General features: G+C 61.2%; 11 protein-coding genes and 2 pseudogenes. 7 read left to right on the top strand and 6 right to left on the bottom strand.

Translation table 11 applies throughout. The features are described from left to right. Window positions 1–751: 751 nt before the first annotated feature. Complete coding sequence (locus tag ABGM93_RS03790) at window positions 752–2,785, bottom strand: TonB-dependent siderophore receptor (protein ID WP_321503647.1); 2,034 nt, start codon at window positions 2,783–2,785, stop codon at window positions 752–754. Window positions 2,786–3,012: 227 nt separating this feature from the next. Between ABGM93_RS03790 and ABGM93_RS03795 the strand changes: the two genes are divergently transcribed. The 5 genes and pseudogenes from ABGM93_RS03795 to ABGM93_RS03815 all read left to right on the top strand — a co-directional run. Beyond that, window positions 3,013–4,152 (top strand): ABC transporter substrate-binding protein, encoded by a 1,140-nt coding sequence (locus ABGM93_RS03795; protein WP_319773566.1) that lies wholly within the window; start codon window positions 3,013–3,015, stop codon window positions 4,150–4,152. A gap of 9 nt (window positions 4,153–4,161) precedes the next feature. After that, complete coding sequence (locus ABGM93_RS03800; RefSeq protein WP_321503651.1) at window positions 4,162–5,112, top strand: extracellular solute-binding protein; 951 nt, start codon at window positions 4,162–4,164, stop codon at window positions 5,110–5,112. 42 nt (window positions 5,113–5,154) lie between these two features. Beyond that, window positions 5,155–6,204 (top strand): iron ABC transporter permease, encoded by a 1,050-nt coding sequence (locus ABGM93_RS03805; RefSeq protein WP_321503653.1) that lies wholly within the window; start codon window positions 5,155–5,157, stop codon window positions 6,202–6,204. A gap of 47 nt (window positions 6,205–6,251) precedes the next feature. Then, window positions 6,252–6,974, top strand: coding sequence for an ABC transporter ATP-binding protein (locus ABGM93_RS03810; RefSeq protein WP_321503656.1), 723 nt, complete (start codon window positions 6,252–6,254; stop codon window positions 6,972–6,974). Between the two features lie 483 nt (window positions 6,975–7,457). After that, a pseudogene (locus ABGM93_RS03815) lies at window positions 7,458–7,592 on the top strand (ribonucleotide-diphosphate reductase subunit beta); the annotation flags it as partial. A gap of 111 nt (window positions 7,593–7,703) precedes the next feature. On the opposite strand, the gene ABGM93_RS03820 reads toward ABGM93_RS03815, so the two are convergent. The 3 genes from ABGM93_RS03820 to ABGM93_RS03830 all read right to left on the bottom strand — a co-directional run bounded on the left by ABGM93_RS03820 (window position 7,704) and on the right by ABGM93_RS03830 (window position 10,587). Continuing rightward, window positions 7,704–9,335, bottom strand: coding sequence for a CopD family protein (locus ABGM93_RS03820; RefSeq protein ID WP_321503658.1), 1,632 nt, complete (start codon window positions 9,333–9,335; stop codon window positions 7,704–7,706). Window positions 9,336–9,491: 156 nt separating this feature from the next. After that, a complete protein-coding gene (locus ABGM93_RS03825; RefSeq protein ID WP_321502009.1) occupies window positions 9,492–10,022 on the bottom strand; it encodes a YcnI family protein in 531 nt (176 codons plus the stop codon). Between the two features lie 181 nt (window positions 10,023–10,203). Further along, window positions 10,204–10,587, bottom strand: coding sequence for a DUF2946 family protein (locus tag ABGM93_RS03830; RefSeq protein WP_321503661.1), 384 nt, complete (start codon window positions 10,585–10,587; stop codon window positions 10,204–10,206). A gap of 699 nt (window positions 10,588–11,286) precedes the next feature. Between ABGM93_RS03830 and ABGM93_RS03835 the strand changes: the two genes are divergently transcribed. Then, on the top strand, window positions 11,287–13,188 hold the full coding sequence (locus ABGM93_RS03835; RefSeq protein ID WP_321503663.1) for a PhoX family phosphatase: 1,902 nt from the start codon (window positions 11,287–11,289) through the stop codon (window positions 13,186–13,188). 273 nt (window positions 13,189–13,461) lie between these two features. After that, window positions 13,462–13,944 carry a transcriptional repressor gene (locus tag ABGM93_RS03840; RefSeq protein ID WP_321503665.1) on the top strand — a complete coding sequence of 161 codons (483 nt, stop codon included), beginning with the start codon at window positions 13,462–13,464 and terminating at the stop codon, window positions 13,942–13,944. A gap of 57 nt (window positions 13,945–14,001) precedes the next feature. Here the strand turns inward: ABGM93_RS03840 and ABGM93_RS03845 are convergent, their stop codons facing one another. Together ABGM93_RS03845 and ABGM93_RS03850 are read right to left on the bottom strand one after the other, a co-directional pair. Next, window positions 14,002–14,565, bottom strand: coding sequence for a GcrA family cell cycle regulator (locus ABGM93_RS03845; protein ID WP_321503667.1), 564 nt, complete (start codon window positions 14,563–14,565; stop codon window positions 14,002–14,004). A gap of 209 nt (window positions 14,566–14,774) precedes the next feature. Then, a pseudogene (locus ABGM93_RS03850) lies at window positions 14,775–15,490 on the bottom strand (TGS domain-containing protein); the annotation flags it as partial. Window positions 15,491–15,762: the final 272 nt, after the last annotated feature.

A 15,762-nucleotide genomic window follows, 5' to 3' on the forward strand; every position in this document is an offset into this window, starting at 1 on the left:
GCCGGTAGACGGTAGTCGATAACGTCGGTGCGTTGGCCATCGCGCCAAAGGAAACACCCCGTGCTCTCGTCTGTCGTCTCGATAGACCGCAACGGCCTCGCGCTCGGCCGCTTCCCGGCGGCCGGTCTCCAGCGGGGCATTCAACGCCGCATCCACCTTGTCGAGCATGCCCGTGCGGTCGTCCCACCAATCCGGCGACCAGATGCGCAGGATCGTCTCTCTCGCCGGACGCGCACCTCATGCCAGGGAAAGCGGAACATCGCGCGGGGCGCGACGCATCTGGGGCGGACGACGAAACGCACGCGAGGCTCTCCACATCGCCGCGCTCTCGGCATCGCATCGCGTTCCAGCGCTCACCGCAATGAGGGACAGAATGAGGCTAAAGGGAAAGGCGCCGAAGACGATCCTCATCTCCATCGCGCGCCAGCTCCTCGTCATCATCGACGCGATGATCCGAAACCAGACACACATCAGGATCGGGTTACAAACACAGTTGCCCCGCCAATTACCTGCTGTTTCGATTGCGCAATCATCGTATGTGGATCTTGTATTGGGCGGCAAGTTCCGGCAGCGCCTGGCTCCATTGATCGCTTCAAGCGCTGCCGTCGACTTGAACTCTGCTGAGTACAGCTTCCCGGTAATCCTACCCATAAGACCCGTTCTTCCCCGGAGCGGGATTGGCTTGGTTGGCTTGGCACCTTGTTCGGTTTTCCGGGTTCACCTCAGCCGCAAGCCGGGGGGAAAGAGCTTGTTACCATTTATATCCGATCGAAGCCGTGACGGTGCGTCGTGCGCCGTATTGGCAGTATCTGGTGCTGGCACACTGACCAACATAGGTTTTGTCAAACAGGTTGCTCGCATTGACGCGGAAGTTCACGCCTTCGAGCTCGGGGGCAAGCTTTTCAAGATCATAACGCAATGTGGCATCGACCAATGTGATCGATGGTAGCTCCATCTTGTTGGCCATGTCGCCGAAGCGCTCATCGACGTAACGCACACCGGCGCCGATTCCCAAGCCCTCCAGAGGGCCGTCCGCAAAAGCGTAGTCGACCCACAGGCTGGCGACGTGATGCGGTATCTGGGCCGGGACGTTCCCCTCGTAGTCGTTGCTTTCAGTGACCTTACCGTCCATGTACGTGTAGCTGGCTTTCAGGCTCAAGCTGTCGTTGAGAACAGCCACGCCTTCCAGCTCGATACCCCGGACTCTGGTTTCGCCTGTCTGGACATCGAAGCCGGGATTATCGGGATCGCTCGTCGTCACGTTCTTCTGGGTGAGGTCATAGGCAGACAAGGTGACGAAGCTGTCGAATCCAATCGGCTGATACTTGACGCCGATTTCGTATTGCTCGCCGGTTGTCGGCTCGAACGCGGTTCCGCCGAAATCACTGCCGGGCGTGGGCTCGAATGAGGTCGAATAGCTGGCGTATGGAGCCAATCCGTTGTCTGCGAGATAGACCAAGCCGGCCCGCCATGTGAATTTCTCATCATCCTGGTCGACGACTGTGTTCTTCAACCGGTTCGAGGTCGAGCTGTCGACCATGTCGTAACGACCGCTGAGCGTGAAGGCCCATTTGTCCAGCCGCATCTGGTCTTGGATGTAAAAGCCGGTTTGACGCTGGTCGGTCTGTTCGCTGCGGGTGGTCGGCGGTACCTGGACCGAGGTGCCATATACCGGGTTTGCGACGTCCAGGCTGGATGCGGCCGCTGTGCCGAACCGGAACGAGGAATCGATGTACCGGTAATCTAGGCCGATCATGACGTCGTGATCGACTCGCCCTATCGAGAACTCCGCCTCCGCCTGATTGTCGACAGCGAACGAACTGACGTTCTGATCGACGAATGACCGTTTGCGCCGCATCGTCGTTCCCACGAGGGGAGCGCCAGAATAACTCACGTAGCGGTAATCCGCATCCTGCCTGTCATGGCGGAAGTTCTGCCGGAACGTCCAGACGTCGTCGAAGCGATGTTGAAATTCGTACCCGATCGACTTCGACGTGCGGATGAATTTGTCGAACGACGGTTCGCCCGTGTAGAAACTGGTGGGTATTCGTCCGAAGGGGGCGTGAGTAAGTGTCCCGATGGGCGGCAACACGTTGACTTGGTTGCCGAGATCCTCACGAAGATAGCTCCCGAGTATCGTGAACTTTGTGTCGGAGGAGGGTTCCCAGCTGAAGGACGGCGCAATGTACTGGCGATTGTTCTTGCCGTAGTCGGTCTGCGTGGCGCTGTCGCGAGCCAGGCCGACGAGGCGGTACTGGAACTCGCCTTCCGCATCGATTGCTCCCCCGAAGTCGAACGAGCCTTGGCGACGATCGGAACTGCCAAGCGAGACGTTGATTTCGCGGATGGTCTCCGCGGTCGGTTTCTTACTGACCAGGTTTACGAGGCCGCCCGGGGCGTTTTGGCCGTACAGCACCGAAGACGGCCCCTTCAGCACTTCGACACGCTGCAGGCCGTAAGGTTCCGGCCGTCCCAGGCCCGCGAAGTGGCCTTCGCTCAGCTTGAGCCCATTGAGATATTGAGCGGCATCAAATCCTCGGATCAATGTCTTGTCGTATCGAAGGTCGGCGCCACCCCAATAGTCGCCGAGTACGCCAGAGTTGTAGCGGACGGCCTCCCCAACTGACTGCACATTGCGTGCCTCAAGCTCTGTCTTCGTGACAACTGAAATGGCCTGCGGTGTCTCGAGCAGTGAAGTCGCGGTTTTGGTCGCGGCGCGCGACGTCTTGGCGACGTAGGTGCTCTCATCCGCGCCCTCAGCCTGCACGATAATGGGTGCAAGCATCTTCACATTTTCCTCAGCCTGCGTTTCTGAGGGGATGGACGTGATGTTCAATCCCGTGATCAACGCGAAAACGGATGCACTGGAAAATAGCTGACGATGACGCACGACGACCCCGATTCTGAAAAATGTCTCAGCAAGTTGCTCTCAAGCCTTGCTTGATGTAGGAGCCATAGAAAAGATGACTATGGCAGTCAAGTTTGTTGGCAGGGGACTGAGAGCGCGCGAATATGAGTGGCATCAATGCAATAACGCGCCGTGGTTTCGTCGCAGGCTCGGTCGCGCTGGCTCTTCCCGCTCTGGCCCGAGCGCAATCCGGTATTGTTGTTCGTGATCTTCTGGGCCGGGAGATCAGGCTTGCAAAGCCGGCCGCCCGCGTTGTGCTGGGTCAAGGGCGCTTTCTCAGCATGATCGGGATGGTCCATCCGGACCCGATCGCACTTCTTGCAGGCTGGGCCGACGATCTGAACACGACATTTCCAAACGAAGCCGAGGCATGGAGCAGCCGGTTTCCGTCACTCAAGTCACTGCCTGTAATCGGCAGGAGAGTGGGAAGCGACTATGCGATCGAAAAGCTGCTCATGCTGCAGCCCGATCTTGTGCTGATTAGCCGCTTCAATGCCGGTCCGGTCGAAAGCGACGGAAACACGTCATTCATCCGCCGGCTGACTCAGGCGGGACTTAAAGTCGCTGTCGTAGACTTTGCTCAGGATCCTCTGAAGGACACTGTTCCGAGCCTTCGAATCCTCAGCCAGTTGCTTGGACAGGAGGCTCGTGGCGAAGACACGGTTTCATTCTATCGAACGACTCTGAAGCGGATCATCGGGTCGCTCGGCGATCCGACTGCTGCTTCCACCGATCTTGTCTTTCACAGTCACGCAGGGGTGATGCCATGCTGCGCGAGCATCGGGCGAGGTAGCTTTGCCGATCTCGCGGCTTTGGTGAGGGGCCACAGCATTGCGGCGGACGTGTTGCCAAGAGCGGTCGGCCCGATCAATCTCGAATATATGCTGACGCGCCAACCGGATGTCTATGTCGCGACTGGTGGGCTGAAAGGTGACGCCTCGCGGGGGATCTCCATCGGTGCGAACGTCAGCGAGACGCAAGCGCGTGAAAGCCTGACTCGAGTCGTCTCGGATCCTGGCATTGCTGAACTGAACGCCGTGCGTAGCAAGCGCGCCTATGCTCTGTGGCACGGTCTTAATGAAACGCCGTTGCATCTGGTTGCACTCGAAGCCTTGGCCGGCTGGCTCAACCCGGGAATCAAAGATGCGTTCGATGCGCCCAAGACGCTGGCCGCCTTCCGAAAGCGTTTCCCGCTGCTTCCGCAGGATGGCGTCTACACCGTTGCCCTCGATCCCTCAGTATAAAAAGCTCCTATGACACGGCACAAGCTTACCATTTACTCCACACGCCACCGAGAATTCACCCAGCTGCTTGCAGACGGCTTCCATCAGGAAAGCGGGGTAGAGGTGGCGATCGAAGATATCAAGTCTGATGCAAGCCCGCGCCTGCAACAGGAAGGGGCGGGGTGTCCTGCTGATATTGTGCTGACGCTCGACTACCGCAGACTTCTGAAACTCGCGGACGCCCAACTTACGCAACCGGTGCAATCCGCCACGCTCGATAAACTGGTGCCGGCGCATTTGCGGGATCCTGAGGGCCGCTGGTTCGCGCAATCCATGCGCGCCCGACTTTGCTTCGTGGAAAAGTCGCTTGATGTGACGCAGTTCGACTATGACGACCTCGCTGACCCCCGCTGGCGCGACAAGATGTTCATCCGGTCGGCTGATCACATGTTCAACACGGCCTTGATTGCCGCCTACCGTGCACATTACGGGAGGGCGAAAACCGAAGTCTGGCTGGAAGGCATCGCGGCCAACAGACCGTTGAGCAAGGGAGGCGACAGGAACGCCGCCCGGGCGATCGCAGAGGGCAAGGCGTTGATCGGCGTCTCCAATTCCTACTATTACGGTGAAATGCGGGCTGGTGTCGGTGGCCCGGAGCAGAAGGCCTGGGGCGATAGCGTGCGGCCGATTTTGCCGACGTTCGACAACGGCCGGACCCCTGTCAACATCACGGGGGCTGCTGTTGCGGCATACGCTCCGCATGCCGAGGAGGCCGGCGCCTTCCTGGAGTACCTTGCCGGAGACAAGGGCCAGCAGATTTATGCAAGCGTGGGCTACGAATATCCTGTCTCTGACAGGGTTGCTCCGGATCCCCTGATCCGTGAGGCCGGCGAACTTCGGGCAGACACGCGGCCGTTCTCGGCTATCGCTGAGTTCAGCGACATAGCTGAGACCTACGCCACCACCATGCCGTGGAACTGACCGCATGTTGAGGAGATCCCGCCCTTGACACTTCGTCCTCCGATGGCTGCCGCCGGTCGCTCACTCTCGCAAGGCTATGCGAGTTTCGTCCGATACAGATTTCTGATCCTCAGCCTTATTCTATTCTTGTTGGGTGTCGCGTTCGTTTGCGATGTGTTCACGGGGCCGGCCGCCTTGTCACCGGGCGCTGTGATCGCAGGGCTGCTGGATCCTGCCGGCTTGCCGAGTCCGGTGCGCTATATCCTGTTCGATGTTCGGCTGCCCTACGCGGTGATGGCGGTTCTCGTCGGGGCCTCACTTGGATTGGCGGGTGCGGAAATGCAGACGGTTCTCAACAATCCGCTCGCCAGCCCGTTTACGCTTGGCGTGTCCGCCGCGGCGACCCTTGGGGCGGCATTGGTCCTGGTGACGGGCTTTTCTCTGACCTGGGTTCCGCAAGAAGCCTTGTTGCCGGCAAGCTCTTTCCTGTTTGCTGCAATGGCCGCGCTCGTGATCCACCTGCTTGCGAAAACGCAATCCAATGGGGCCGACAGCGTCGTTCTGTTCGGAATAGCCCTGGTCTTCGCGATCAACTCGCTTGTGGCCCTTCTGCAGTTTCTGGCGGATGCGGACACCCTTCAGCAGATCGTTTTCTGGGGGATGGGCAGCCTGGGGCGGTCAACCTGGCCGAAGATTGTAACCGTCGTCGCCGTTTTGATCGTGGCCATCCCCCTGTCGGTGCGGGATGTCTGGAAGCTGACCGCACTTCGCGCCGGCGAGGCGCAGGCTGAAAGCCTTGGTATCGATACGAAACGGCTTCGGCTGACGGTGATGTTGCGCGCCAGCCTTCTTGCGGCGGTTGCCGTCTGTTTCGTCGGGACCATAGGGTTCGTTGGCTTGGTAGGACCGCATATTGCGCGACTGCTTTTGGGGGAAGACCACCGCTTCTTTCTGCCGGGCGCCGCACTCGCAGGAGCGTTGATTCTCTCGCTGGCGTCGATCGCGTCCAAAATGATCATTCCAGGGATGATCATACCGCTTGGGATCGTCACCTCAATCGTGGGGGGTCCATTTTTCCTCTCCCTGCTCATCGCCAAGGAGCGACGTGCATGACAGGCCTTGTGATCAGCAATTTGTCAGCCGGTTACAAGCGTCGGCCGGTGGTGGAAGACCTTTCGCTTTCATCGGTCGCACCGGGATCAATGCTGGGCCTTCTCGGACCCAACGCCTCAGGCAAATCGACGCTTTTGCGCGCTATTGCGGGCCTCGGTGCCAGTTCCGGCCGCGTCGAGCTGAACGGCGTGGATCTCAAGACCGTCGACAGCAGGAAGCGTGTCGAGATGATCGGTTATCTGCCCCAATCCTTGCCACCGGCCAGCCCTCTCGTTGCTTACGAAGCGGTGATGGCTGCCTGTCGTGCAGTACGGGCATTGGATACGCGAACCGCAGAGCAGGTTGTCGAAAACGCATTCGCGGGCCTCGGTATCAACCATCTTGCCCTTGAGCGTATGAGCCGCCTGTCAGGGGGGCAACGTCAGATGGTGGGCCTTGCACAGGTGGTCGTTCGGACTCCCGAGCTTTTGCTGCTTGACGAGCCGACCAGCGCTCTGGACTTGAAATGGCAGCTCGCGGTGATCAACACGGTGAGAGAGATCCTGCGCAAGACCGGCGCCATCGCAATGATCGCCATCCACGATATCAACCTTGCGATCCGGACCTGCGACCAGCTCGCGGTGATTTCAGAAGGCTCGTTGATTGCTTTCGGCCCCACTGAAAGCGTCATATCTCCGACGGTGATCACCCGCGCGTATGGGGTCTCAGCGCGCGTGGAGCACTGCTCCGAGGGCATCCCCTTTGTTCTGGTTGATCACGCAACGCCCTAGCTTCTCAGAGCCTGACGGATGCGGGCATCTTGCCGGAGCGGTGATCGCAGCCTTAGAGGTTCGGGACTGCGTGATATCGAGCCATTGCCCAATGTTTCCGAAAGCTCGGACGGCCCCCGATGGGGATCAGTCCTGGGCATCAGTCGGTCGATTGAGCAGATGATCCGGAATGCTCGCCCGAATCGTCCAATAATATCAATGCGTTGGAAAGAGTTGGCTGGGGAACCTGGAAACTCAACTAACGGCTACAAGCCATTGATATCGCATTTTATCCGATCGTCAGAGGCCCGGCGGAGGCCCATATTGGTGCCCTGGTTCCGGGCATCAGTCAACAGCTCGATGCCAATCGCTAGCGGTGTTTGCGAGCAGGTTCAAATTCTGTCCCTGCGAGCATGATGTGCTTCCCGCGTTCGGACCAACCCGAGTGGGAATATCCGGGGTCTCGGAGTAATTTCATTGTCAACCACCGTTGCGGCCTAGCACGGTCTGGCACTGGTCTTTCCGTTGGCGGAGAACCCGTCCCCCCGGATGTCGGAGGTGACGGTTCTGAAGAAGGAGAAGAACTTCTTCGAGGCGCGCGTCATCGAATATCAAAATGGCGGCACGCTGAGCTGGGAACAGGGGTGGCGGAAAGCGGTTTCAATCGGGGCTCTAAACACCCGCAACCGAGATGGAGAGAATTGCAGTCAGGAGTTAGATCATGTCGCCCTTGAACGCCCGTTGCTTGGTCTAGCGGTCAATCTCGATCCTGCCCTTGAGCTTCCGGAGTTCGAAATCGGAGATCAGGATTTCGATCCGCACGGTCCAATTGCAGGCGACGGGTATCGCCAGTTCGGGGATCGTCCAGATTGCCTCATCTTGCCGCTGGGCCTTCCGCCGGAACGGCTCGATCCCGGCCTGCGGGCAGGCCATCACGAGGTCGACTTCCTCGGCCATGAGCGGTGCGAAGTCGCCTGTGAGCAGTTCGATTGATGCGGATGTCTCCCCCACCTGGCCTGGGTCGAGCGATAGCGTCGCCATCGCCGCCTCGCTATGGATATGGAGTGAGACGGGAGGCGCCTTCAGCTGCAAGAGGGATCGCGGTGGCGGCGTGTAGCGCCATGTGGTCACGACGCAGAGTACGCAGACAGCGAGCATGGTCTCGATTGCGATCATGCGCACCAGCCGACGTGTTGGCGCTTGCTGCGCGCGCAGGACGGGCTGGGTGAGCCGCCAGCGGTTATGGGCGGCAAACATGAGCAGCAGAGCGACGAGGCTCAGCTTGACGAGCAGCACCCGGCCATAGGCCGTGTCCCACAGCGCGGACGGTTGTTGCACTTGAACCCAGGCGATGAAAAGCCCCGCTGCAAAGAGGAGGAGGAGCGCGACCGGAATGACGCGCGAGAACCGGTCGAGCGCAGGCAATGCCTGCGGATCGCGCCTGCGAAGCGCGAGACCGAGCGGCGGCAGGGCGCCGATCCAGGACAGCACCGTCGCTGCATGGATAAAGACCGCCAGCCGCATCAGCGCCTGGGGGTCTGCCGTCGCTGCGTGGCCGCTCAACGTCAGCGACAGGCAGGCGACGACGGCTGCCGCGGTAATCAGGAGGCGCGCGAGCGTGCCCTTGGCGATCGCTGTGCATGTAGGGGATCGAGCAAGGGCGGCCAGAGCTAAGGCCGCAAGCCCAACGCCGACGGCGGGTGCCAGGCTCGTGCTTAAGGCAGCCAGCCAGGGAGCGGGCGAGACGATCTGGGTGAGCGGCGCGCCGAGTGCATCGAGGCCCTGAAATCCGAGCGAGACGACACCGCCCGTCGCGCCAAGTACCAACAGGCGGGTGTAGAGCCGCGCGGGTTGAGTGCCAGCCGCGAAAAGGAAAGACGTGGCCGCGAGGCCGCCTATGCCGAGAAAGAGCCCGACATAGAGCATGGCGCGCGCGAGCAAATAGCCGATCCGGACCGACCAGTCCGGCGCTGTTTGCGACCCGACAGCGCCCGCACTGGGGGTGCCGATGGAGAAGATCAACGAGCCACCAATGGGATGGCCGTCCTGTGAAACGACACGCCAGGACAGGACATGTGTGCCCTCGGCGAGATTGGCCGGCGCCTCGATGTCGAGCGTCGTATCTCGTAAAGTGGAGCGCTTAAGCTCCGTTGAGGCACCGCTCGGTGCCACCAGACGCAGCACCAGCGGGGCGACGGGTTCGTTGAACTGAAGCAGAAATCGCTTTGGGGCCGTCTTCAGAATGGCGGCATCCGCGGGCTCGGTGCTGGTCAGCGCAGCATGGGCATGCGCCTGCTGCGCAACAGGGCTGACGGATCCAAAGACAACCAGCAGCAAGGCCGCGGACACAAGCGGGAAAAGGCCGCGAAGAATATTGACCATGGCGGGCAAGCCTCTGGAGAAAACCGCGTTGCGTGGCGGCGCCTAAGGGCACTTCATGTCGGTGAAAAGGGGGGGGGCGGGAAGACGTGGCCCGCGCCCGTGTTCGGCTGCGGATCCGACACGCGCTTTCGCGCTGGCCGGATCCGCTTTGCGCGATCAGTGGTGGCTGTGGGCCTTTTCCAGCAGCTTCAGACCCGGAGCCGGGTGATCCGGCTCGGCCTCACCCTTCGCCGGCGTTTCGATCCAGCGGGTGACGGCGCCGTCGACGCATTCCTGGACCACCGGGAAATAGAAGGTTTCGCCTGCCGGCAAGCCGTCCGTCAGCATGCCACGCAGGACGAACTCGTCATATTCGTCGTCGGGCAGATTGCCGCCGCTCCAGGACACTTCCTTCACGCCCTCGGTCAGCTTGGCACCGTGATAGTAGTCGTAGGCCTTTTCGTACTTTCCGTGTGTCTTTTCCAGTGTCCAGCCGGGCTTCGGCATCGGCTTGACCGCGACGAAGCCTTCCGGGATCTGAATGCGTACGGCGGTCGTCGTCTTGCCGCTGCAGCCATGGGGCAAGCGGAAGGTTGCCTTGTAGGTCGAGCCGACCGGCGCTTCGCTCTGCTCAAGCGTCACATGGGCGGAGGCGGAGGTGATTGCAAAAGCCAACATGGCGCCGGCGAGAGTGAGGGACTTCGACATGAGTTTTCTCCAGAGTGTTCGGTTGAGACGCGCAGCCGCGCGCATTCGGCAAACGGTCGCGCGTGTTTCGGCGGCGGAAAGCCAGCCGAGCGTTCAGGTGTTGGATTGTGTGGTTTCAGAGATTGTGCGCCGGCGGCGACGCGCAGCGTTGCCCCGGCGCCTTGACGCCCAGAGGGGAACGTCAGGTCTGGAGAGGTGGCGCGCGCGGTTGCGCTGGAGAATAGGAGCGACTGAGAACGATCGGCAGTGTTGCCTCGATCGGCGGGCGCTCGATATGGGACGGAAAAGCGAAGGAGATCGGGACCGTGTCGATCCGACCCGGCAATGCATGGCCGGCAACGCATGTGCCGCCGCGACAGCAGTCTGGAATCTTGGAGCGGTCGTTGTCCGATGCGGGGGCAGTCTGTCCTGCATTGCTGGAGCAGATCGGATTGCCGAAAAAGTCGAGAGCTGCCGTTTCCGGCCCATGCCCCAGTGCAACAGCACCCACAAGCGACTGCACGACAAGCATATAGGCGGCAATGATCGCAACCCACATGGTGTCGATTCTGCGCGCCTGCTTCACTGTTTTCCCCCCAACACGCTGCGTCCCCTCGCAGAGTGGATCGGGATCCTGCTCTAGCCCGGCATCCCGGTCAATGGAAAATGCTCCCAGCCTCTTTGGGGGCGGGGAGCTCGCAGCGAACAGGAAAAGCAGCGTAATCCAGTCGCTATCTCACAATTTCAAGGCTGCATGTCCGACTGGATAAGGCGAGGGGGGGTCCGGTGCGGATCAAGCGCCGATCGCCGACAATTCCGCGCGGTGCATGGACACCGGCCTTTCGTGGCGCGATCGCGCGTAGGGGGACAAACAGCCATGCGACCTCGGCGCAAGGTCGCAGCCGATGACGGCTTGTGGCATGGTGAGGGCTCCTGTTCATGTCTTGCGGGATCGGTCTTCCCAAGCAACTGTTCAGGGTTCAGGGAACGCGGAAGGGACCCATGCTCCCGCACGGGCTCCAGACCCTCGGGGGGGACGGGCTCCCTTCCGCACTCTCACTCTCGCACAACTCAAACAGACAGGGGGGCTGGAAGTGGCGGCGATGTAGGTATCGAACATCGCCAGTCGCTGATCGGCCCGAAGCCCGGGAAAAGACCTGCTTTTCAAGTTAGCCTCTTCGGCAACCGGCTATTTGTCCGCTATCGACAGCCTGTGCCTGCCAGCTTCACACCAATGTTGCAAAGACATGAAACGTTATAACGTATCATTTCTACGGAGGCATCCATGCAGCATTCGGACAAGACATCCCTTACCGCGGATGAATGGGACGAACTGAATTTCCCGAGGCCGGAAGAAAATGAGTTCGACCGGGTGGTTGAACGTGCCCTTTCGCGCCGTGGCTTTCTTCAAGGTGTGCTGGTGCTGGGCTCAGGGGCCGCCGCCATGAGCGGCGGCCTGCTCGGCTCAAGCGCACTCAAGGCGGCGGAAAGCGTCTCCTCGCGCTTTCCCTTTCTTCCTATCGCGGCGCAGACGGACGGTACGGTCCATGTTCCCGAAGGTTATGCCTGGAAGGCTCTTGCCCGCTGGGGCGACCCGCTGTTTTCGGACGCGGACGACTACGACATCGCCGAAGGCGGGCAGGTCGCGAAATCCGACCGGATCTTCGGTGAAAACACCGATGGCATGGAGACCTTCGTCTATCACGGCCATCAGCTGATCGCGATCAACCATGAATACGTCAATCCCGGGGTCAACCTGCCGGTTGCGCAGAAGGGCGTGCCGGCGAACGCGGACGACGTAGCCAAGCTGAAGAACCTGCAGGGCGTCACCGTGATGGAAATCGCGGAGGCCGACAACGGCTGGCACGTGGTGAAGGACAGTCCCTTCAACCGCCGCATCACCCACAACACGCCGATGAAGATCGTCGGGCCCGCAGCTGGCCACGACCTCATGAAGACGGCGGCAGATGCCACCGGTTCGGCGTCGCTCGGCACCATGAACAACTGCGGTTCCGGCAAGACGCCGTGGGGCACCTACCTGACCTGCGAGGAAAACTTCAACGGTTATTTCGGTGCCACCGCGCAGACGCCGCTGCCCGAAGACGTCAAGGACGGCTACAAGCGCTACGGCATCAATGCCGAAGGCGCCGGCTACGACTATCATAAGTGGGACGAGTGTTTCGACACATCGAAGAACCCGAACGAGCCGCACCGCTTCGGCTGGGTGGTCGAGATCGATCCGACCGATCCCAAGTCCACGCCGGTCAAGCACACGGGCCTCGGCCGCTTCAAGCACGAAAATGCTGAAGTCGTTCTCGCCGCCGACGGCCGCGTGGTCGTCTACATGGGCGACGACGAGCGCGGCGAGTATCTCTACAAGTTCGTCTCCGATGGCACCTATGTGCCGGGTGGTTCGACGGACGGATTGCTCGACGACGGCACGCTCTTTGCCGCCAGGTTCAACGAGGACGGGACAGGCGAATGGCTGGCGCTGACGCCGGAGACGACCGGTATGGGCAAGGCGGAGATGCTCATCTTCGCGCGCAAGGCCGCGTCTGCGGTCGGCGCGACCACAATGGATCGTCCGGAATGGATTTCGGCAAATCCGTTCGCGGTCGAAGCCTATTGTTGCCTGACCAACAACAAGAACCGCGGCCTCAAGACAAACGCAGGCGGTGACGAGACGCCGGTCGGAGGGCCGAACCCGCGTGAGGCCAACAAGTATGGCCAGATCGTGCGCTGGCGACCGCATGATGACGACCATGCCGGCAACACGTTCGACTGGGATCTCTATGTGATGGCTGGTAACCCGACGGTCCATCAGGATGCCTATGCGGGCTCGGAGAACGTCACCTCCGGCAACATGTTCAACTCGCCGGACGGCATGGCCTTCGACCAGAACGGGCTCGTGTGGATCCAGACCGACGGCGCGGACAGCAACGAGGGCGATTTTGCCGGGCAGGGCAACAACCAGATGCTGGTGGGCGACCCGGTCACTGGCGAGATCGCGCGCTTCCTGACGGGGCCGAAGGGCTCTGAGGTCACCGGGCTTTGCTGGTCGGCCGATCGCCGCACGATGTTCGTCGGCATCCAGCATCCCGGCGGTGACTGGCCGGATGGGAACGGAGCGCTGCCGCGCTCGACCATCATCGCGATCACGCGCAACGACGGTCACCTCATCGGCTGACGGCTGCAATCGTCGCGCTGGCGCGATTGTTCCGGAAATGCTCGAAAGCGGGCCGCACTCGAGTGGCGCCACCTGATGGCAGAATTTCGCTCTGTGCGCCCGCGATGAATACAGCCTTGGCGAACGCGCCCCCGGCTTGGTGCCGGGGGCGCGTTCGTCGTCGTGCTGCTTGTGCGAGGGCCCGAGCCGAAAACCTCAAGGAGGTTGTTCCCTGCGGCGAGCTGAAATATATGCGATGTAATAGCATAGCAGTTCGTGCAGGAGGATAGGGCGGTGCAGACAATCGGATTCGAAAAACACGACCACGACACATGCGCGGCCAGGATGCTCGGCGCTGCCGAAACCTATTGCGCGGCCAACAAGCTGCAATTCACGGCAACCCGGCGTCGGGTTCTGGAGATTCTTCTCGAGGGTCACAAGGCGCTCGGCGCCTACGACATCCTTGCAAGGCTGCAGCAGGAGGGCCGCGGCGCTCAGCCGTCGGTCGCCTACCGGGCATTGGATTTCCTGCTCATGCATGGCTTCGCGCACAAGTTGGAACGGCTGAACGCCTATGTCGCCTGCGCGCATCCCCACGAGACGCATGCGCCAGCCTTCATGATCTGCCGGCAATGCGGTGCCGTTGCGGAGGTGTCGTCCTCTCCTGCCACAAGCGTCATCGGGCAGGCGGCATGCGACGCCGGCTTTCGGATCGAAAAGACGGTCATCGAAGCCGAAGGCCTGTGTCCTCAGTGCATCGCCGGCGGAAAGACGTGAGCCTGATCTTGTCCGGATGCCGGCCCGAGAATGCGACCTTGAACCGGAAGCTTCCTCTCAACGCCGCCCCGTCGAACCGTGCCGCCGGGCCTTGTTTCTCGACCTGTCCGTTATCGGTTGATAGGCCTTCGCCGCGCATGTGCGGCAATAGACTTCTCCCGCCACGGTCGGGGCGCCGCAGAACCGAAAGCCCGGCAGGCGTGGATCGCCGATCGGCCAGCGGCATGTATTGGGTCCCAATTCCAGTAGCGTGAGGTATCGCGCCATCGGGATAACTTCGGCGGTGACCGAGAGATTTTCCGCTTCGGGTTCCAAGTCAGGCTCAATATCGGCGGCGACGGCGGGGACAGCGTTGCGGTTATTTTTCGCTGGCCGCACCGCAACGGTTTTCGTGACATCCTCTACGTCGTTACGCTTGCGGATCTGACGTTTTGGAATTGCTGCCTTTTTCACCGGTGTCTTGCGGCCGGACAGGCCCAGCCGATGGACCTTGCCGATCACCGCGTTTCGCGACACACCACCAAGTTCTGCCGCGATCCGGCTGGCGCTAAGACCTTCGGCCCACAGGTTCTTGAGACGATCGATACGATCTTCCGTCCAGTGTATTCCAGAATTCGACATCTACTCTCGCTTCCACGCATCCAACGCGCGCGGATCCGGCAGCCCGGTGCAAGCCGAGCCTCGCCTCAGGCTGCGATGTGATAACATCGCAATACCATATCGAGTGGCGAAAGCCACCTCAAGGGCGGTGGCGCATAGCTGCCTGTTTTCCCCAATATCCGGTATTGCTTCGTCGTGATGCTCTTCTGTCAGGTGCCACACTGCGCACCGGCGTCTTCAAGCATCTGGAGATGCGCTTCCAGATCCTCTTGCCTGGCGAAGGCGGTTCCGTAGATCCGGGTAAGCATCGTATTGTCCGCATCGCCGCGCCCGTGGGCGCTGACGACCTTTGTCAGCCGGAAAGCGGACCCGACATCTCCCGTGGAACGCATGTGCGGTCCGCGGCACAGGTCGAGCCAGTCGCCCTGGCGATAGATCGTGACCGCTTCGCCCTCCGGGATTGCATCGACAAGCTCGACCTTGAGATCCTCCCCCTGTCCCGAAAGAAGGCCTTCGCCGCCTCGCGGCCCCAAATCTCCTTCGTCAGTGGCCGGTTCCGGGCAACGATCTCGCGCATACGCGCCTCGATTTTCGGCAGGTCGTGGATGGTGAAGGGCGTGGCGCGGGCAAAGTCGTAATAAAAACCGTTCTCGATTACCGGGCCGATCGTGGCCTGCGTCCCGGGAAAGAGCTCCTGCACGGCTTCGGCAAGCACGTGGGCGGCATCATGACGGACAAGCGGCAGCGCACGCGGGTCGTCGCGCGTTATGAACGCGATCGAAGCGTCCCGGGCAATGACGTCGGACAGATCGCGCGTGTCCCCATCGACAACCATGGCCACGGTCTGTCTGGCAAGCGACGGAGAAATCGACAAGGCGATCTCGGTTCCGGTGAAAGGACGTTCGTATCCGCGTCGGGAGCCGTCGGGCAGGGTTATGCAAACCATGGCCTATGGCCTCCAGCGAAGAGGGTAAGGCGCGTTCCGCAAGCAGCGGTTTTTCGGACCCCCGTTCCGGATTTCGCGAAGCTTCCTTCACCCCGACATGTGCAGGACTGGAGGGGGCAGACGGGAGAGGTGGGGAGGGGGGCTGGTGCGGCCAGCGGGCAGGGGCTTGCGGGGTCCGGGAGGCAAGATGGCGGGCGAGCGGGCAGATGTGAATCGCGCCCGCAGGGCATGCGACGGCCACGGCGTTTTCTCCTGTTCAGGTCACTTCGCGA

It is taken from the genome of Breoghania sp., from assembly GCF_963674635.1.
Lineage (GTDB): Bacteria > Pseudomonadota > Alphaproteobacteria > Rhizobiales > Stappiaceae > Breoghania.

Excerpts from the sequence above, each read along its gene's own strand:
- ABGM93_RS03835 (WP_321503663.1), top strand. The coding sequence starts at position 11,287 with ATGCAGCATTCGGACAAGACATCCCTTACCGCGGATGAATGGGACGAA.
- ABGM93_RS03845 (WP_321503667.1), bottom strand. The coding sequence starts at position 14,565 with ATGTCGAATTCTGGAATACACTGGACGGAAGATCGTATCGATCGTCTC.
- ABGM93_RS03820 (WP_321503658.1), bottom strand. The coding sequence starts at position 9,335 with ATGGTCAATATTCTTCGCGGCCTTTTCCCGCTTGTGTCCGCGGCCTTG.
- ABGM93_RS03825 (WP_321502009.1), bottom strand. The coding sequence starts at position 10,022 with ATGTCGAAGTCCCTCACTCTCGCCGGCGCCATGTTGGCTTTTGCAATC.
- ABGM93_RS03805 (WP_321503653.1), top strand. The coding sequence starts at position 5,155 with ATGGCTGCCGCCGGTCGCTCACTCTCGCAAGGCTATGCGAGTTTCGTC.
- ABGM93_RS03790 (WP_321503647.1), bottom strand. The coding sequence starts at position 2,785 with ATGCTTGCACCCATTATCGTGCAGGCTGAGGGCGCGGATGAGAGCACC.
- ABGM93_RS03795 (WP_319773566.1), top strand. The coding sequence starts at position 3,013 with ATGAGTGGCATCAATGCAATAACGCGCCGTGGTTTCGTCGCAGGCTCG.
- ABGM93_RS03800 (WP_321503651.1), top strand. The coding sequence starts at position 4,162 with ATGACACGGCACAAGCTTACCATTTACTCCACACGCCACCGAGAATTC.